Raw genomic sequence first — 18,068 nt, 5'->3', positions numbered from 1 at the left:
AGCAGCAACGGTGCCGGTGCAACGTCTCGCGACGGCAGTTCCTCACGGCCCGGCACGGAAGAGGGAACAAGGCCCGTGCTCGGGCCCGGCTCGCAGTTCCACGAGTTCTTCAACGACCCGCGCTGGGCACTGACCATCATCCGAGCAACCGTCCTCGAGGCGGCCCACCCGCAGATCGGCGCCGCGCTCATCGACAACTCAACATTCGTCGCCCACCCCTGGCGACGGCTGCGCAACACCCTCGTGAGCACGCAGCGCATGTTCGGCGCTGACGATGCCGTCCGGAACAGGGAGGCAGCCCGGCTCAACCGCCTGCACGCACGGCTGAACGGCACCGACGCCCGAAGCCGCCCCTACGACGCGATGAACCCCGATGTGCGGGCCTGGGTCGTTGCGACGATGTTCGAAAGTGCCGTCACCATGTACCGACTGAGCGGACAACCTCTCGAGCAGCAGGCGATGGAACGGCTGTATGCGGAGTTCCAGGCGTTCCTCGCGGCCTTGGGAGACGAAGCCGGCCACCTGCCGACTTCCTTGCACGAGTTCTGGAACTACTACGACCGGGTGGTCGAGGAGGATCTGGAGAACACGGAGGCGATGCGCATCATCCTCTACAAGCTCTTCGACCACCTCCCGGCCCCGCCCCTGCTGAACGGCCTGCCCACCCTGTGGGCGGCCGGCCGCACCGTCGCCGGCCCCATCGTCGGAGCGATCACCGTAGCGTCCCTGCCCGAACCGTTCCGCCGTAGGACAGGGCTGCCGGAACTGCCCGGCGCCCAAACCTTGATGCAAGGCGCCTACTTGGCCGCCGGCCTGGCCCGCTTCCTCCCCGGCGGCTGGATCAAGGCCGACAGCATCGCCGACCTGCTCGCCCTCTCCCCCGGCAGCGACGACCCCCGGGCACGCACGATCACCGCCCTGCGCGACAAGGTGAACCGGGCCGGAGCCCTCATCCGGCTCGTCACTCCTCTCCCCCCGCAACCGAAGCCCGCCGAGGAAGGCGGGATGCAACGCAGCGCGGAAGAGTTCTTCCAGGAGGTGCTGGACCAAACCGGCAACGGCTACCTGGACTGGCCCGACCTCGCGGCCATGGCCCGCGAGCTGTCCAGCCGCCTCGACCTGGACGAACCCGAAGAGACCAGGCTCTACAACGCCTTCGCCGACTGGTGGCGGGAACTGCAGCACGCTCTCGACACCGACGGCGACGGCCGCATCAGCGCCCACGAGTACGCCGCGGCCGTTCCCTCCCTGGCCGGACCCGCACTGATCAACGTCGCAGAAGTCCTCTTCGACGCCACCGACAAAGACGGCAACCAGACCATCGACGCAGACGAATACCGCACCCTGTTCCGCACCGCCTTCCACCGCGACACGGCCGGCACCAAGGTGGCGTACACCCGTAGCGCATTCGTCAAAGACTTCCTGTCCTTCATGTCCGGCCGCCAGCGCTCCACCCCCTACGACCCACTGCTCGCACAGGCATGAAGCCGTGACCACAAGCCATCCGACCCCGCAGCCAACCGGGTGCCTGCGGGGTCCCACCGAGGTGTGCGGGTTCGTGAGACGCCGGCTCACCGGCAGTTCGACGAAGCTCCTCCTCGGGCTGCGCTCGGACGTACGGTAGGACTTCGACACCGCCGCGCTACCCGAACTGGCGGTGAACACCCTCTCGGAGAAGACCGTCTCAGAGCAGCTCCAGGACCTGCACCATCTCGTCCGGCTGCACGGGCGGTGCGGCGTTCCGGCGTGCCGATGCGGCGCCGGTCGGCCAGGCCGGGGTTAGGTGCCCGGCCCAGTGCCATGCCGTGTTCCGCACCTGACGAACGCCGGGACGATGCCCCGAGCCCGGACCTGATCGCGGCGGGCATCGGGGCTGCGACCCGCTCGCGCTCAGGAGCAGAGATTCACATGCCGTACGGCCAGGACGTGCCCCGCCGCGTCGATGAGGCGGCTGCGGGCGAGGCGTCCGCCGGCCACCGCATTGGTGATCGCAGAGGCGATCGAGGAGGTCTGGGAGCTGACATTGCCCCCCAGGTCGAACAGGACCATGTCGGCACCCGAGCGCAGGGCCTGGACGGCGGCGGCGGGGACACTGAAGCCGGCGGCGGAAATCGCCTTGGCGCTGAGCGAGTCGGTGACCACCAGCCCCTTGAAGCCCAGCTTGCCGCGCAGCACGTCATGGATGTCGGTCGGTGACAGGCTCGCCGGATTGGTGCCCAGGCCCGGCACGATGTTGTTGGACACCATGATGGCCGGTGCACCGGCCTTGATGGCCGCCGTGAACGGCGGGATGGCCACCTTTTGCAGGGTGGACCAGGGCAGTGTGTGGGCAGGGCCGAAGTCGGAGTTGTAGCTGGAGCCGCCAAGACCCGGGAAGTGCTTGACGACGGGTATCACGTGTCCGGCGCGCAAACCGTTCATGTACGCGACCCCGTCCTCGGAGACCACCGAGGTGCTGCCGCTGAAGGAACGCCATCCGTCGGGGTTGGTCCGACTGGGAGCCACGTTGCTGCCGTCGACGTCGACCACCGGCGCGAGGTCCATGTTCACCTGGGCGGCCGCCATCTTGGTGGCGACCTTCGTGACGTTCTGCTGGATCTGGGCCGGGGTCCAGTGCGTGCCCATGTACGCGGGCCACGGCAGGGACCCCACGAGGTTCGCCATGCGCTGGATGCCGCCACCCTCCTCGTCGGTCATCACCAACAGGCCCAGGTGGCCGGGTACATGGGACTTCAGGGCGGTCAGCCGGGAACCGAGGTCGGACGGCGCCTTGCTGCCGAACAGCAGCACACCGCCCGCGCCGGCGCCCACCTCGGAGACGACGTCGGACACGGAGGTCTCCGACACCGGGACGGCGATGGTCAGCATGGCCAGCCGGCGGTTCGACCACCCGGCCAGCTTCGTGCTGTTGGTGCACGCGGCGGCAGTGAGGTCGGGCCCGAGGAACGCAGAGGAGAGGGGGCGCGCGGCAGGCGGAGCGAGGGACGCGCCGAGGTCACCGGAGTGCGCGGCCGCCTTGGGTGTGCCTGTGCCGCAGCCCGCCAGGAGGACCGCCGCCACGGCGGCTGCGGTGCTCAGTCTGCGTGCGTTCGTGGCCCGGCCGGCACGCCACGGCCGTGCTGTCTCGCTTCTGTCGTCACGGTACGGCAGGACATTCATCGCCCGGTCTCCTTCCGGAAGACGCGACAGTGCCCGTCGCGCTGAGGGCCGTATGAGCATGAGAGGGGCTCCACAAAGTGTGAGATGCCCTCCAGCCCAGGTTTTGTTCGCTGTGCCGCGGTCGAATTGTTCGCTGGTCCGCGGTTGCCGTCCCACCAGAGTCTCGCGTCTCTCCTCGGCCCGCCTTTAGGGCGGTTGGAGCGCGGGAGCAGGTGACGGAGGCCCCGAAGTCCGCACCGGACACCGGGCCCGGCGCATCCGCCACAACCTACCCGCGGCGCCACAGCCGGCTTGGGTTGCAGCCTTCACCCGCGGTGCCATAGTGGGAAGGAAGGACTTTGCCCGGCGACCGATTGCCGAAGGTTGCGCCATGGAAGATGCGCAAGCACACGCCGCGTTCAGCGATGACCAGTTCGACCTGGACATCCGCGTCAAGGTGACCACGCGGGCAGTGGACAGGTTCGTCCGCGAAGACACCGACAGCTGCGCCAGTACCTGCGGCGATGAATGTACGAACAGCTGCGCCAGCACCTGTGAGGGCGGCTGCACCGAGCGCGACACCCCCAACGAGACCGAGACGTGTCAGACCTGCGGCTCGTGCACCTCGGAATGCGACACGCTGCTCTACGAGGACCACTACCACCTGGAAGTCAGTCAGGTGCGCGCCGACGGGGTCACCCGCAAGGTCGCCGGGGAGAAGGTCATCCGCCGCGTCGAGCGCGCCCCACGGGAAGGCTGATGGTCCCACTCGCCTGGCTGCCGGCCGTCGGCAATCCGGACACCGCCGCCTCCGTGCGCACCATCGCAGTGGACGTGCTCTCCCGGCTGCGTGACCCCGACGCCGTCGAAGGAACAGCCCGGACGACGCCGCTCCACGGACGCCCGCGCCGGCTACCCCACAGCACCGCCCAGGGGTCCTGCGGTCTGGCTCTCGCCTTCGGGCACCTCGACCGATGCCTGCCCGGCGAAGGCTGGGACCTGGTGGCGCACCGCCACCTCAGCCGCGCCGTCGACGGCACCGCGTCGAACCCCGTGACCACCTTGGGCCTCTTCGCGGGCCTCGCCGGAATGGCGTTCACCACCTCGTACCTGGCTCACGGGCAGCGGTACCGGACGCTGCTCGGCGGCATCGACGACAGCCTGTACGCCCGGATTCCCCGCCGACTCCCCGCTGTCGGCGGGGAAGGCTTCGCCGTCGGCACGTTCGACCTCGTGTCGGGGTGGACCGGTGTGGCCGCCTACCTCCACTCCCGGCCTGCCGGCCGAGCCCGGGATCGCGCGCTGCGTACGGTGCTCACCTGGCTGGTGGACCTGTCCCGTGACATCGACGGGGTCCCGGCCTGGCACACGCCTCATGCCCTCATCGCGGACGAGAGCATGCGCGATCGATACCCGACCGCGGTCGCCAACTGCGGTCTCGCCCATGGCATCACCGGCGTCCTCGCCGTACTGGCCCTCGCCCATGCCGACGGCCCGGCCGTCGCGGGGCACACCGAGGCGATCCGCCGAACCGCGGCGTGGCTCCGTTCACATGAGCTGGACGACACCGGAGGAGGTGCGTACCCGTCGGTGGTCGCGCTCGGCGAGGAGGCCCCCGCCCCGTCGGCAGCCCGCGACGCCTGGTGCTACGGCAGCCCAGGTGTCGCCCGCGCCCTCTGGCTCGCTGGCACCGCCCTCGGCGACCCCGACCTGACCCGTGCGGCCGTCGCGGCTCTACGGGCGGTCCTGCGGCGCCCGGTCGGCAGACGGCGTATCGACTCGCCGGGGTTCTGCCACGGCATCGCCGGACTCCTGCAGATCACCCTCAGATTCGCCGCCGACACCGCGGACGAGGAGATCGGCGCCGACGCGCGCCTCCTCGTCGACCAGTTGGTCGGCGAGTACCAGCCCCAGGCTCCCTTCGCCTACCGCAGTGTCGAGCCCGACGGCACCCGCGAGGACCGGATCGGCCTTCTCGAGGGCGCCCCAGGAATCGCTCTCGTCCTCCTTGCCGCCGCCACTCCCGAACCACCGGCCTGGGACCGGTTCTTCCTGCTGTCATGACCGCCGACACCCCCCGCGGCTCCGGAACGCGTCCACCCGGCACACGGGCATCAGGGCTCTACCGGCCCCTCGACTTCTTCATGATCCGCACCCCGATCCTGCCGGTCACGGACTACCCCGCGGCCGAGGACCTCCACCGCGCACCCGCCACAACTCGCGTCCGCAACAACGAGAACGCGTGGCGTGCCGTCGTCGTGTCCTCGCTGCCACTCGCCACCGCCTTGCGGGGCCGACCGCGGACCGAACGCGACCAGCGGCGCCTCGAGTCGAGCATCCTGCGCTACCTCATCCGGCTCACCACCCGGCCCACCCCCTTCGGGCTGAGCGCCGGTGCCGCCCTGGGGCGGTGGGGCTCCGTCACCGACGTCCGCCTCGCCGACCGGCCGCCCCACATCCACGCCCGTCTCGACATGCACGCCCTCATGCACTTCGTCACCGCCCTCGAATCGCGAACCGAGATCCGGCAGACGACCAAGGTCATCGCCAATCCGGCCGTGCTGCACCGCGCCGGCCGGATCACGCTGAGCGGTGTCGAAGCGGTCCACGGACCGAACGGCGGCGAGAACGTGACCCTGCGCGCCACCGGCGCCGTCACTCGTGCCCTCGCCCTCGCCCGCACACCCATCGCGTACGCCGACCTCGCCACCGACCTCATGGAAGCCGTCCCCGGAGCCACTCCCACGAAGGTGCACGACCTGCTGTATCACCTGTGGCGGCACGCGTTCCTCCTGACGGACCTCCGGCCGCCGCTGACCCACCTCGACCCTGCGGGCCACGTTCTCGACCACCTCGCCCGGATTCCGGAAGCCGCTGCCCAGTTCGCGGAGCTCCGCGAACTGCTGGCCGCGATCCATGACTGGGAAGGGCAGCCGCCCGGCGCCGGCGCCGCCGCCTTTCCGGTGCTCGCCGACCATGCCCGTCGCGTCACCGGCGTCGAGACCGCCACACCGCTCCAGGTCGACACGGCCGTGTCCCTGGCCGCCGGGGAGGTGTCCCACAAGGTGGCCGACGAAGCGGTGCGGGCGGCCGAACTGCTGCTGCGGCTCACCCCGTTCCCCGACGGGTTGCCTCAGATCACCGCGTACCGGCGTGCGTTCGAGGTCCACTACGGCACCGACCGCGACGTGCCTGTCCTCGAACTGCTCGATCCCGTCGCCGGCCTTGGCCCACCGTCCCTCTTCCCTCCGGTCGTCCCCGCCGACGCCACGCGGACCGCCACCTTGCTCCACCTCGCCACCGGAGCCCTGCACGACCACCTCACCAGCATCGACCTCGACCAGGACACCGTCGACCGGCTCGCATTGCGGGAGGTCGTCCCCGAGCGGCTCCCTGTGTCACTCGACCTCTACGCCATGGTCGCCGCCCCGTCACCCGCTGCCGTCGACTCAGGTGACTTCCAGCTGATCGTGGGCGCCAACGTCGGCGCCGGAGCCGCCGGACGCAACCTCGGTCGCTTCGCCGGCATGCTCCCCGGAGCAGTTCCCGCCCTCGCCGCCCTCGCCGACGCCGAACAGGCCATGGAGTCCGGCCGCGTTCTGGCCGAACTGGTGTACCTCCCGGAGAAGACCCGGTCCGCCAACGTCGTCGTCCGGCCCGCGATCCGCGACCACGAGGTGGGCATTCGCACCAGTGCCGCGGACGGGCCGGCTCGTTCCATCCCCCTCGACCGACTCGCGGTCCGCGTCACGAACGGCAGGTTCGCACTGATCTGGAACGACGACGACACGGGGACCGTCCAAGAGGTCAGCGTCTGCGCAGGGCACATGCTCAACCACAGCCGAGCCCCCGCCGTCTGCCGTTTCCTCGCCGAGGTGAGCCGCGACGGCACCGCCCAGCTCTCCGCCTTCGACTGGGGCCCGGCCCGTGACTTCCCCTACCTGCCGCGTGTCACCTCGGGACCGGTCGTACTGCGCCTGGCTCAGTGGCGCATCGACCACACCATGGCGCACGAGATCGCCGGGCAGCGGGACCGGTTCCCGGCCAGGTTCGACGCCTGGCTCCGCCGGTGGCGGGTGCCCCGCCACACGTACCTCACGAGCAGCGACGCGGCTGCGGACCATCGGCTTCTCGTCGATGTCACCGCGCCCTCCCACACCGACGAGATACGGCGAGCCCTGAGTCGTGTCCGGCCTGGCGGCACCGTGACCCTCCAGGAAGCCGTACCCGGCCTGGACGACGCCTGGGTCAGCGGGCCGAACGGGCGCTACACCGCCGAGCTCGTGGTGTCCATGACCCGCCGCGCCCCCACTCCTCGCCGTACTGGGCCCCGTACCGCCGAGGCCCGGGTGTCCAGGGCGGACCGGTTGCGCCCACCGGGCAGCGACTGGACCTTCGTCAAGCTCTACGGTTCCCGGCAGGAGGAGGAATCCGTCCTCGTCGGCGGCATCCGCGATCTCGTCCGCTCCCTGGACCACCAGACCGACCGACGCCATTTCCTGCGCTACGCGGACCCCGACCCCCACCTGCGGCTGCGCCTGCGCGGCAACCCGGCCAGTCTCTTCCCCGCACTCAGCGACTGGGCAGGCGCCCTGCTCGCCGACGGGCACATCTCGCGGTTCACCTTCGACGTCTACGATCGTGAGATCGAGCGCTACGGCGGTCTCAGCGGGATGGACGTCACCGAACAGCTGTACACCGCCGACAGTGGCGCCGTGCTCGACCTGCTCTCCCTCGACCACACGGGGAAGTCCCCGCTCGACAGAACGGCCGTCGCCCTGCTCAGCATCGACGACCTGCTGGACGGACTCGGCCTGAGTGCAGCCGACAGGCTCCGCTTCTACCACCGCCACACCCCCGCGCAACGGCTCGCGGGCATGCAGTACCGCGCACGCAAGGCCGAATTCTGCGATCTGCTGCGCGAACCGCCGCCCCGCCGCATCGGCGACATCCTCACCGAACGACGTCCCCACCTGGCGGACGCCGCCGACCGGCTCGCTGACCTGAACCGCCGTCAGCAGCTCGGCAAACCGCTGCCCGAACTGTGCGACAGCTACGTGCACCTGCACTGCAACCGCCTTCTGGGCGCGGACCGTACCGCCGAGAACACGGCCCTGGAGCTGTTGTACCGCACGCGCCGCAGTCTGGTGTCCATGCCCGAACCCTGACCGGGGGATGCACGGCGACCTGGTCCACGTGGGCCACACCCTGCCGCACCCCGCTCCGCTGAGCGTCGGCAAGCGATGTCAAGCTCCGTCGCTACTCGAATGCGTCCGAAGCCTCTTCTCCAGCAGAGTGAAGGACTTGGACGCTCCGCTCGGTTGTGGCTTGCCCTCCTTGTGGCCCACGACACGGTAACCGGCCTGCTGGTAATAGGCGTTGAGCTGTGCATTACCGGCCACGCAGTCCAGGCGCACACATGTCCGTCCCGCCGCAGCCACTCGGCGTTCCGCGGCGCTCAGCAGCAGCCTCCCCGTGCCGGGCGCGGCGACCTCGCGGTCCACCATGAGCCGGTGCACGTATCCGGCTACGGGCGGCTGCGGGCCCCAGGCAGCCTCGTCCTCCCACCACAGCTCCCAGGCGCCGGCGATGCGCTCGCCGGCCTGTGCGAGCCAGACCTCGCCGCGCGCCATGACCCGGCGGAAGTGGTCCTCGTCCAGTTCTCCCGGCTGCCATTGACCGGTGACACCGCGGCGGAGCATCCAGCGCGCCGCCTCGTCGCGGAGGCGGACGAGGGCGACCGAGTCGGCCTCGGTGGCAGACCGGAAACGAAGATCATTCACCCAGGGATCCTCGCACATCCGTCCGGTCAGCAGGGGCGACGGGCGGCCTTCAGGCGGTGCGCATGCCGGTCCGGCAACTCAGCAGGTACTCCAGGGCGTTGCGGACCTGATGGAGATCAGGGGCCGTCTGGGCTTGCAGGTCGAGCCGCATGAGGGTGGGCAAGGCCCGGGCGGCGGTTGTCGTCTTCGGTCCAGGCTCAGGCCGCCCGCGGACAGGCGACACGGGTGAACCGCCGCGCGGATCGATGGGCGACGGTCGGTCGTGGCTTCGGGGACATGCGCTGGGGTGGTGGGCTGCAAAACGACCCGGAACACCCTCTGCCGACATCATCGACCCCCGTTACGCCAGGGGTGGGTGGCCTGGCAGGTGGCCGAACCCGCCACCATTGACGCAAAGGTGGCCGCCCGACCGCAGTTTCCTACTGCGGGCAGTGATCGTGTGCGCGCCCGTACGGGCAGAATCGGCAGGGCGAGGACCCCGCGGGCGCGTACAGGGCCGTGGGAGGACCGCGCAGTGCACAATCGTCCTGACCATATCGAGTACTGACGGAGCATCGTGAGCAACTTCCCTTCGGGCGTGACCGGCGCCATACGCCATGCTCTGGCGCTCAACCTGCGCCACCATGCCCAGCAATTCGGCGCGGACAATCTGCGCTGGTCTGATCTCTACGTGGACGTGATCACAGCACTGAAGTGGGTTCACTCCGAGAGCCCCGAGACGGCCGTGTACGTGGCCCGTCACGCCCTGCAGGACGCAGCGGACGAAGGTGACCGCCAGCCCGTGCCCCTGAAAGATGCTGCGCTTTGCCTGCGGCACTCCCTGACTCAGGCCAGCGTGCCGTTCGGGAAGTGGTCGGAGACTCAGGCGGAGGCGTTCGTGACCACTGTCCTGCTGGACATCACCTGACATCTGCCCCACACCGCACGAGGGCCCCGGGACCACCGCCCGCTGACAGGTCCGGGGCCCGTTGGCGTCCTGTCACACATGACGCGAGAGACATGGGGCTTGCCTGCCTCTACCAGGTGGCGCGCCATGGGCAGGCCCGGAACCGGGGGGAAGGGGATGCGCCGGCCCGGCTGGGGGGCCGGGCCGGCGCAGTGTGCGTTACGGGTGCGATATCTCGGTGGTGACCTGGTCGTACCGGACGAGACGGGGGGTGAAGGAGTACGAGGGATATTTCTCCTGGAGGCGTGCCGTGGCATCGTCGAGATACGCCCACATGTCGGCGGGGTCGGCACCGACGCCGAACGTCGCGTCGTTCAGCACCTCCATGTCGGGACTCGAGATGTAAGCCACGTACTTGAGGGTCTGGCTGCCACTGGCCATGAGTGTCTCGGCCTCCTTCGAGGTGGTGTGTGGTGTGTTCAGGTCCTTGCCGCCCGCGGTATCGGCGGCCTGTGCTGTTCCGGTTGCCGTGAGAAGTGTCGATGCGGCAACTGCGCCGGTGGCACCCAGGAGTGCTCGCCGGGAAATGTCTGACACAGTCCTCCCCCTGCTCTGATGACCCTCTCTGCGAGGGTTCGCGGCTGACGTTACAGCCACGTTTTCACTGTGGGAGGCCCATTGCGGTGACTCGGGTCCCGGTGTCGGAAGCCAGTGGTGTCCCTGGTTCTCCAACCCCATCTCGACGCACCGCTCCGGCTGGGCCGCGCGCCCGATTTCCGCACACAGCTCTTCCCGGACGGGTGCCACTGCCGGCGCGTAGAAGCGGGCCTCGCCGGTGACGACAAGCAGCGCGGACGGGCTCGGAGCGGCGCCCGTGTTGCCGCCCGGTCCGCCCCTTGTCTCGACCGACCCGTGTCATCCCTCAGACCGAGCCGTCCCCCCGGGCCCGTCGGATGCGGGGGCTGTCAGTCGAGGGAGTCCATGAAGCTCAGCATCCGGCGGTTGACCGCGTCCGCGTGGTCGATCTGGGGTCCGTGGCCGGTGTTGGAGATGATTTCGGCTCGGGCGCCTGCTATCAGGCGTGGGACGCGCTCGACTTGCCTGTGCGGGTGCACGAGGAGGCTTCGCTTGCCGAGCAACAGGTACAGCGGGGTGCGGATGGTGGACAGTTCGTCCTCGGACAGCGGCAGTGGGGCGGGACGGCGTATGCGGTAGGCGCGCACACCCAGCCTGACCATGGTGCGTAGCTCCGGCACGATGAGGACCGGCTGTTCCAGCCACGCCGCCAGTCGTGGGCGCAGTGCCTTGGGTGCGAAGGTCGCGAACAGGCTGACGAAGATCCAGACGAAGAAGCGCAGACCCACCTTCTCCAGGCCGCCGGGGTCGAGGAGTGTGACCGAGGCGAGGCGGTCAGGCCTGCGGTGCGCTTGGTTCAGGGCGAGCCATCCGCCATAGGAGGAGCCGACCAGGTGCACGCGTTCGAGTCCGAGCGCGGCGAGTGTCTCGTCCAGCCACTGTGCGGCGCGTTCGGGTTGATGGATGGCTTCGCGCTGGACGCTGCGTCCGGGATCACCCGGGGTGTCGATCGCGTAGACCGGGCGGGCGGCGCTGAGTGCGGGAGTGTTGGGGTACCACATGGCAGAGCAGGAGCCCGCTCCGTGCACCAGGACGACGGGGGTACGTGACTGGGCGACCGGGTCCGTGGGGCCGTACATGTAGACGTGCGTGGTGCCGAAGGATGTCTCCACGTCCGTTTCCGCGTGAGCGGACGCTCCCAGCGCGTACACCGCATCGCAGGCCGCGAAGTAGCGCTCGCGCCAGGTATCGCTCACATAGCGGCCGACATCGGCCTGGGTGCGGGTCTCGGTCTGGGACACGGCCACCTCCGGGGTGTCGATTCTTTATGGTACGAACGTATCACCTTGATGATACGGCTGTATCATCAAGGTGGACGGGAGCACCCGGCCAGTGGAATCAGCGAGCGGAGGAGCGGTCGATGCCCAAGCGCGTGGACCATGCGGAGCGGCGTAGCCAGATCGCCGAGGCGCTCCTTCGGGTGGCGGCGCGACGGGGACTGCACGCCGTGGGTATGCGCGATGTGGCAGCGGAGGCGGGGATCTCACTGCGGCTGGTGCAGTACTACTTCCAGACCAAAGAGAAGCTGCTGCTCTACGGGCTGCAGCATCTGGCCGAGAGATTCGGGCGCCGCGTCACCGCCCGGCTTCGGGCCGCCGGCCACGATCCGGGGCCGCGCGCGATGATCGAGGCGATGCTGATGGCGGCATTGCCGACCGACGAGGAGAGCCGCACCTTCCACCTCGTCTACACCTCATACGCCGTTCTGTCCGTGACCGACGAGGCGCTCGCCGCCCAGCCCTTCATCAAGAACCCCGATGCGGCCGAGAGCGCCCTCGTCGAACTTCTCCGGCAGGCAGAGGAGAGCCGTCTCATTCAGCCTGGTGTGGACGCACGGCTGGAAGCTGTCGGCCTGCTCGCCGTGTCCGCCGGACTCGGCACCAGCATCCTCGTCGGCCAGCGCAGCCCGGAGTCGGCCGCCGCAGTCCTCGACCACCATCTGGACCGGATCTTCCGCGACAACCCTGCCGACGCGCAGGGACACGGACGCGGCAGCGGGGAGGAGCACAGCCGGAGGCGCGACCAAGGGCCCAACCAGGGACGCGACTAGAGAAGCCGGTGGGCCGCATCGTGAACAGGCCGGACGATGAGCGCGATGAGCAGGCGCTGGATGTCGTTGCAGGACAGTGGCAACAGTTCTGCCAGCGCGGGGCCGACGGGCGCGTTTCGGGGCGCTGATGGCTTAGGTGGGGACCTCAAGGGTTACCCGGGCGGTATGGCGAAGCCACATCTTCCAGGTCGGAAAACGCACCACGGCAGCGACGAGGCCCAGGCCCGCGAGGTGCCCACGCCCGAGGAGATCGGGCCCGGACCCGATGTGGAGCGTCAGGCACCGGACACACCGACGAAGCTGCCCAGACGGGTCTGGGGTGCCGTGCTCAGGGGCGCGCTTGGGGAGTTCAAGGACGATGAGCTGACCGACCGCGCGGCGGCCCTGACGTACTACGGGGTCCTGTCGCTGTTCCCGGCCCTGCTGGTGCTCGTGTCCCTGCTGGGCGTCACCGGCAAGTCGGCGACCGACTCGGTGCTGGCCAACCTCAAGAAGCTCGCCCCCGGCTCGGCCCGGGACATCATCACCCGGGCTGTAGAGCAGTTGCAGAACAACGCCGGCATCGGCTCCATCATGGCGATCGTCGGGATTGCGTTGGCGGTGTGGTCAGCCTCCGGCTATGTGGCCGCGTTCATCCGCGCGGCCAACGCCGTTTACGACATGCCGGAGGGACGTCCGGTATGGAAGATCCTTCCGGTGCGGATCGGGGTGACGGTCGTGCTGATGGTGCTGGCGGTGGTCACGGCACTGATCGTGGTGTTCACCGGCGGCCTGGCCCGTCAGGTCGGTACCGCGCTGGGCATCGGGGACACAGCCCTGACGGTGTGGTCGATCGCCAAGTGGCCCGTCCTGGTCGTCCTGGTCGCCCTCATGATCGCGATCCTGTACTGGGCCAGTCCGAACGCCAGAGTGAAAGGCTTCAGGTGGATCACCCCGGGCAGCCTCCTCGCCCTGGTGATCTGGATGATCGCCTCTGCCGCCTTCGCGTTCTACGTCGCCGGCTTCGCCTCCTACAACAAGACCTACGGCACCATGGCCGGCGTCATCGTCTTCCTCCTCTGGCTGTGGATCACCAACCTCGCCATCCTGCTGGGCCTGGAGTTCGACGCCGAGACCATACGCCAGCGGGCGATCGCCGGCGGCTTGCCGCCCGAGGCCGAGCCGTACACCCAGCCCCGCGACACCCGGAAGTGGGACGAGAAGGACCGACGCCGCATGGGTGGTGTGTGACCCGCACCCGTTGATCGTTGCTGCAGGTCGGGGACCTGGACATACTTGGCCCTCTCATCTCGTGTGGCTCATCTCGAACAGCCCGCGCAGACAGCCGGCCGACCGGCCCCGGCCAACGAAGGAGTGGTTCCCCCACGACGAGGTCGACGGCCGGCCCGACTCCTTCTCCTCCCGCCCCGATTCCTCCTCCTTCCGCGCTCCGGGCACACCGCCGCAGGGGCACCCCACGGGAGCCGGACGCCGGGCCTGCCATCCGGCCGCCATGACAGCGCTCGAGCGGGTCGGGTGCTGAGGGGCCGCCCGTCAGTCGCGTCGTCGTCAGGCTTACCCAGGACTCCTTGTCGTCCGGCTGTACGGGCCGGTGCCTGGATTGACGGGCCTGGTGGCTTGCGCCGCTGTGCCAGTGGTGCGCGGCGCCGTCGCAGGAGAGATGAGGGCCGAACATGCGGCACGTCGGCACGCGCGGCCGGTGGCGGCGGTCAGGCGGAGCTCTTCGTGCGGCGTCGTGTGCTGCGGGTCAGTGCGTCGATGAGTTCGTCGCGGCTCATCTTCGACCGGCCCGGCAGGTCCTGTTCGCTCGCCCGCTGGTACAGCTCCGCCTTGCTCAGCTTCTGCAGCTCCCGCCTGCCGCTGCCACCGCCGCGGGCCGATGCCGCCGCGGCCTTCTTCGGCGGCGCCTTCGCCGGCCTGCCTGCTGAAGACCGGACTGCCTTGCGCGGCGCCGTCCTCCTCTTCCGCCCGGCGGCCGGCTCCTCGCTGCCGCGGCCGGCCCGGGCGGCCTGCAGGCTTCCCTCGAGGACCTTCATCAGGTCGACGACGTTGGTCGCCTCCGGCGGCTGCTCTGCCACGGCGATCTCCTGGCCTTCGGCCCTGGCCCTGATCAGCTCACGCACGTGCTCCTGGTAGGTGTCGCGATAGCGGGCCGGATCCCAGTCGGTGCTGAGCGCGTCGACCAGCTGCAGCGCCATGTCCAGCTGCTTGCCGCGCCCCGCCCGGTCCGAGGGCAGCTCGGGCAGCTCCTGGCCAGGGTCACGGACCTCATCGGCCCAGTGCAGCGTCTGCAGCACCAGCACCTGGTCCTCGGCACGCAGCGCAGTCAGGTACTGCTTGCCCCGCATGACGAAGGTGGCTATCCCGACCTTGTTCGACTGCGCCAGCGCCGCGCGCAGCAGCTCGTAGACCTTGGTGTACTCCTCGCCGCGTGGGGCGATGTAGTAGGGGCGGTCGAAGTAGACCGGCTCGATCCGGTCCAGGTCGACGAAATCCGAGATGTCGATGGTCTGGGAGCGGCCCGGCGCGATCTCGTCCAGTTCCTCCGGCTCGACCACGATGTACTGGCCCTCGTCGACCTCGAAGCCCTTGACGATGTCACTGGTGTCGACCTCGTCGCCGGTACGCTCGTTCACCCGCCGGTTGCGGATCCGGTCCGACGTGCCGCGCTGCAACTGGTGGAAATGGACCGTGTGGTCTTCCGTCGCGGCGTACAGGCCCACGGGGACGGTCACCAGCCCGAACGTGATCACGCCTGTCCAGATCGCCCGAGCCATCACGATGCTCCGTCCCCTGCACATGGCAGCGATGTCGATCTCAGAATCCGTGGCAATCCGAATGTCACGACCGGTCACCACTCGGTGGCCGATCGGCCACGAATCCGAGACCCGCTGGTCAGCCTGTTCGGTCAGGGGAGTGAGTCGGACGTGAGGCAGACCCCTTATCGACAGTCTCCTGGCGGCGCGGTCCTTCGGCCACTTGTCCGCGCTGGGGGTACGCGCTTGAGAGTCCCACCGTGACTTCAGTGTTCGCCGTTTCGCCGTGGAGATGGTGAAGCCGTCGAAGATCCATGTCGCCAGGTGACCGCCGGGGCAGGAGCACTCTCGGGGGCCTACTGGTCGGTGACGGCGCATAGTCACGGGTGAGACAGACATCGGCCAATGCCGCGCACATTTCTCCTACCCGGCCAACGACCCCGCGGCCGGGACGCCCGGTCCCGCCCATGCCGCCGTGAGGCAGCACGCGGTGTCCGCCCAGCCATGACCCTCGAAGGTCAGCAGTACGGTGGCTGATTGGTCAGGGATGCTGCCACCCGCATCCACACACCGAACAGCCGATAAAGGCTGGGCAGAGCGCCCTGCGCCTGAACGGTCCGGCTGTCTGTCGAGGCGACCCCTGGGATTCCGAGGAGCGTCGAGGCCACGGAGGCCGACTGCCAACGGACCGTGAGGGTGGACGCGCCACCAACTGCCGAAGCCTTCCGCGGTGTGGAAAGAGCGGCAGCGACCGTTTTCTCGATAGCCGCACGTGCTTCTTCCGCCGGGCGCAGATCTGCCGCGAACCGGTCCCGCGCATACTTCACGGCCACGGTCCTCACCGAAGCGTCCCATTCCGTCATCTCGGCGCAGGCACAGTCGTCACCAGTGAGGACCGTCACCGGAACGCCGATGGCGGCCGCGGTGGCATGGGCCAGGCCGATCTCACCCACAGGCCGGCCGTCCAGCCACATGTCTTCGATCTCGTGCCCCATAAAGCTGTGACTGAGTACGCCGAGCGCACCGGCCCGCGAGTGGTAACCGACACAGACCACAGCGTCGTGCTCGGGAGTGAGGCCTTCCAGCATGAGCATCTGCTTGGGCTTGCCACGGATGAGGCGGGCTGCCGGGTGCAGGGACTCGGGCATGAGGTTGCGCATCGGGCCATGGGCATCGTTGACGGTGATGTCGGTGGCGCCGGCCGCGATGGCGCCACGCACGGCTGCGTTGACGTCCTCCGCCATCATCAGCCGCCCACGCTCGTAGTCCCGGCCGCCGGGCTGAACATCGTCGGCGTCGACGAGTCCCGTGACGCCCTCCATGTCTGCACTGATATAGAGCCGCACCGCGCACTCTCCTCAAGCTTGATCACTCAGGAGACGACTGCCTCTCGTCTCTTGGTTCCTTTGGTTCCTTCAAGGGCGGCAGAGCCCGGCCGTCGGGAGTGCGGGTGCAGGTGGCGTGCCCTGGTGGGGGCTGGTCGTCGGTGACGAGGCCGGCGTCGAGGAGCTCGCGCAGCCGGTCGGCGCGCATCTTGGCGCTGATGCGGGCGATGGCGGTGCGGGGTTCACCGAATCGGCGGGGCTGGTGGTCAGGGTGTGGAGGATGATGCCGTTTCCACTTCTGGCCGAGGACGCGACCGCGGCGGCGAGGTCCGCGTCCGCCATAAGCGGTGCGGGTGTGGGGAGGGTGCGCGTGCTGTCGCGTTCGGCCTTCTGTCGTGTGCTCGTGCCCCGGCCCTGGGGTTCGGGGCGGGCCGCAGCCGGCCGGGGGATGTACCGGCTGGCTGCAGCCCAGCCGCTTCGCTCGGCGGCATGGGGGGTCAGGGCAGGAGGACGGCCTTGCCCTGGTTGCGGTGGGCCTCCAGGTCGGCGTGCGCCAGGGCGGCCTCGGCCAGGGAATAGGTGCGCCAGACCGGGACGGTGAGCAGTCCGTCGGCGGCCAGCTGCACCAGTTCCGGCAGGGCCTGGCCACCCTGGTCGGCGGTGCCGGCGCTGAAGCGCACGCCGTGCTGCTGGGCGGACATGTCGGCGATGGTGATGACCTTGGCCGCATCGCCGGTCAGGGCGACGGAGTCGGCGAGCACTCCAGCGCCGGAGGCATCGAATACGAAGTCCACCCCACCCGGGGCGGCGGCCTTCACCCGCTCCACCCAGCCATCGCCGTAGTGGACCGCGGTGGCTCCAAGGGCTGTGACGCGCTCGACGTCCTTCTCCCCTACCGTGCCGATGACGGTGATGCCGCGGGCGACGGCCAGCTGCACCGCGATGAAGCCGACGCTGCCGGCCGCGCCGTGGACGAGCAGCGTCTGGCCCGCCTCGACGCCCAGCTGACCGAGGACGCGGTGCGCGGTCTGGCCGACCGTGACCAGCGAGGCGGCGACCTCCCACGACAGGGCTGCGGGCTTGGCCACCGGCCGCTCCAGCAGGGCGTACTCGCTGTAGCTGCCGCCGACGGTGGCGCCGAGGACCTCGTCCCCCACGGCCGCATCCGCTCCCTCGCCGACCGCCTCGACGACACCGGCCGCGTCCAGGCCGGGGGTCACCGGGAAGCGCGCGGGGGCGACCTTGGCCATCAGGCCGGATCGGATCTTCATGTCGAGCGGGTTCACGGATGCGGCCTTGACCTTGATCCGGACCTGGCCCGGACCCGCCTCCGGCGGGGCGACCTCGGTCGGCCGCAGCACCTCGGGCGTGCCGTACTCAGAGAAAGTGATCGCGGTGGACATAGGGAACTCCCAGGTAGAGGTAGGTGGAGAAGGCGAAGCACACGGGCTCTGACTCACTGTGCGGCTACGAAGGCGGCCAGCACGGTGGCCG

The 18,068-nt window shown here is 69.5% G+C and carries 15 protein-coding genes; 7 read left to right on the top strand and 8 right to left on the bottom strand.

The window, feature by feature from the left end; genetic code table 11:
• Nucleotides 1-75: 75 nt before the first annotated feature.
• Nucleotides 76-1,485: an oxygenase MpaB family protein gene (locus tag K7G59_RS31560; RefSeq protein WP_225840119.1), complete on the top strand. Its 1,410-nt coding sequence runs from the start codon at nucleotides 76-78 to the stop codon at nucleotides 1,483-1,485.
• 405 nt (nucleotides 1,486-1,890) lie between these two features.
• Here the strand turns inward: K7G59_RS31560 and K7G59_RS31555 are convergent, their stop codons facing one another.
• Nucleotides 1,891-3,159, bottom strand: a complete 1,269-nt coding sequence (locus K7G59_RS31555; RefSeq protein ID WP_225840118.1) for a glycoside hydrolase family 3 N-terminal domain-containing protein — start codon at nucleotides 3,157-3,159, stop codon at nucleotides 1,891-1,893.
• Between the two features lie 370 nt (nucleotides 3,160-3,529).
• Between K7G59_RS31555 and K7G59_RS31550 the strand changes: the two genes are divergently transcribed.
• From K7G59_RS31550 to K7G59_RS31540, 3 genes are read left to right on the top strand one after another with little or no spacing between them, the layout of a single operon-like run.
• On the top strand, nucleotides 3,530-3,898 hold the full coding sequence (locus tag K7G59_RS31550) for a hypothetical protein (protein WP_225840117.1): 369 nt from the start codon (nucleotides 3,530-3,532) through the stop codon (nucleotides 3,896-3,898).
• Complete coding sequence (locus tag K7G59_RS31545) at nucleotides 3,898-5,202, top strand: lanthionine synthetase C family protein (RefSeq protein WP_225840116.1); 1,305 nt, start codon at nucleotides 3,898-3,900, stop codon at nucleotides 5,200-5,202. The genes K7G59_RS31550 and K7G59_RS31545 overlap by 1 nt, the downstream gene beginning before the upstream one ends.
• Nucleotides 5,199-8,306 (top strand): lantibiotic dehydratase, encoded by a 3,108-nt coding sequence (locus tag K7G59_RS31540; protein ID WP_225840115.1) that lies wholly within the window; start codon nucleotides 5,199-5,201, stop codon nucleotides 8,304-8,306. Before K7G59_RS31545 ends, K7G59_RS31540 begins: the two co-directional genes overlap by 4 nt.
• Nucleotides 8,307-8,384: 78 nt before the next feature.
• On the opposite strand, the gene K7G59_RS31535 is transcribed toward K7G59_RS31540, so the two are convergent.
• The gene (locus tag K7G59_RS31535) at nucleotides 8,385-8,939 is read right to left on the bottom strand and encodes a GNAT family N-acetyltransferase (RefSeq protein ID WP_225840114.1); all 555 of its coding nucleotides are present in this window, start codon (nucleotides 8,937-8,939) and stop codon (nucleotides 8,385-8,387) included.
• Nucleotides 8,940-9,477: 538 nt separating this feature from the next.
• Between K7G59_RS31535 and K7G59_RS31530 the strand changes: the two genes are divergently transcribed.
• Entirely contained in the window at nucleotides 9,478-9,828 is a 351-nt protein-coding gene (locus K7G59_RS31530; protein WP_225840113.1) for a hypothetical protein, read from the top strand.
• 198 nt (nucleotides 9,829-10,026) lie between these two features.
• Here K7G59_RS31530 and K7G59_RS31525 read toward each other — a convergent pair whose 3' ends face one another.
• Both K7G59_RS31525 and K7G59_RS31520 read right to left on the bottom strand, forming a co-directional pair.
• Nucleotides 10,027-10,248 (bottom strand): hypothetical protein, encoded by a 222-nt coding sequence (locus tag K7G59_RS31525; RefSeq protein ID WP_225840112.1) that lies wholly within the window; start codon nucleotides 10,246-10,248, stop codon nucleotides 10,027-10,029.
• A gap of 524 nt (nucleotides 10,249-10,772) precedes the next feature.
• The gene (locus K7G59_RS31520; RefSeq protein WP_225840111.1) at nucleotides 10,773-11,690 is read right to left on the bottom strand and encodes an alpha/beta fold hydrolase; all 918 of its coding nucleotides are present in this window, start codon (nucleotides 11,688-11,690) and stop codon (nucleotides 10,773-10,775) included.
• 113 nt (nucleotides 11,691-11,803) lie between these two features.
• Between K7G59_RS31520 and K7G59_RS31515 the strand changes: the two genes are divergently transcribed.
• Together K7G59_RS31515 and K7G59_RS31510 are read left to right on the top strand one after the other, a co-directional pair.
• Nucleotides 11,804-12,493, top strand: a complete 690-nt coding sequence (locus K7G59_RS31515) for a TetR/AcrR family transcriptional regulator (RefSeq protein ID WP_225840110.1) — start codon at nucleotides 11,804-11,806, stop codon at nucleotides 12,491-12,493.
• Between the two features lie 165 nt (nucleotides 12,494-12,658).
• Nucleotides 12,659-13,723, top strand: coding sequence for a YihY/virulence factor BrkB family protein (locus tag K7G59_RS31510; RefSeq protein WP_225840109.1), 1,065 nt, complete (start codon nucleotides 12,659-12,661; stop codon nucleotides 13,721-13,723).
• A 479-nt stretch (nucleotides 13,724-14,202) separates the two neighbouring features.
• Here K7G59_RS31510 and K7G59_RS31505 read toward each other — a convergent pair whose 3' ends face one another.
• The 4 genes from K7G59_RS31505 to K7G59_RS31490 all read right to left on the bottom strand — a co-directional run bounded on the left by K7G59_RS31505 (nucleotide 14,203) and on the right by K7G59_RS31490 (nucleotide 17,977).
• Nucleotides 14,203-15,270, bottom strand: a complete 1,068-nt coding sequence (locus K7G59_RS31505) for a Ku protein (protein WP_225840108.1) — start codon at nucleotides 15,268-15,270, stop codon at nucleotides 14,203-14,205.
• Nucleotides 15,271-15,767: 497 nt separating this feature from the next.
• Nucleotides 15,768-16,595 (bottom strand): M55 family metallopeptidase, encoded by an 828-nt coding sequence (locus K7G59_RS31500; protein WP_225840107.1) that lies wholly within the window; start codon nucleotides 16,593-16,595, stop codon nucleotides 15,768-15,770.
• Nucleotides 16,596-16,617: 22 nt separating this feature from the next.
• Nucleotides 16,618-17,046, bottom strand: a complete 429-nt coding sequence (locus K7G59_RS35455; protein ID WP_225840153.1) for a winged helix-turn-helix transcriptional regulator — start codon at nucleotides 17,044-17,046, stop codon at nucleotides 16,618-16,620.
• A gap of 25 nt (nucleotides 17,047-17,071) precedes the next feature.
• A complete protein-coding gene (locus K7G59_RS31490; RefSeq protein ID WP_225840106.1) occupies nucleotides 17,072-17,977 on the bottom strand; it encodes an NADP-dependent oxidoreductase in 906 nt (301 codons plus the stop codon).
• Nucleotides 17,978-18,068 lie beyond the last annotated feature (91 nt).

It is taken from the genome of Streptomyces sp. NK08204, from assembly GCF_020400585.1.
Taxonomy (GTDB): Bacteria; Actinomycetota; Actinomycetes; order Streptomycetales; family Streptomycetaceae; genus Streptomyces.
This window is presented reverse-complemented; position numbering and strand designations above follow the sequence as displayed.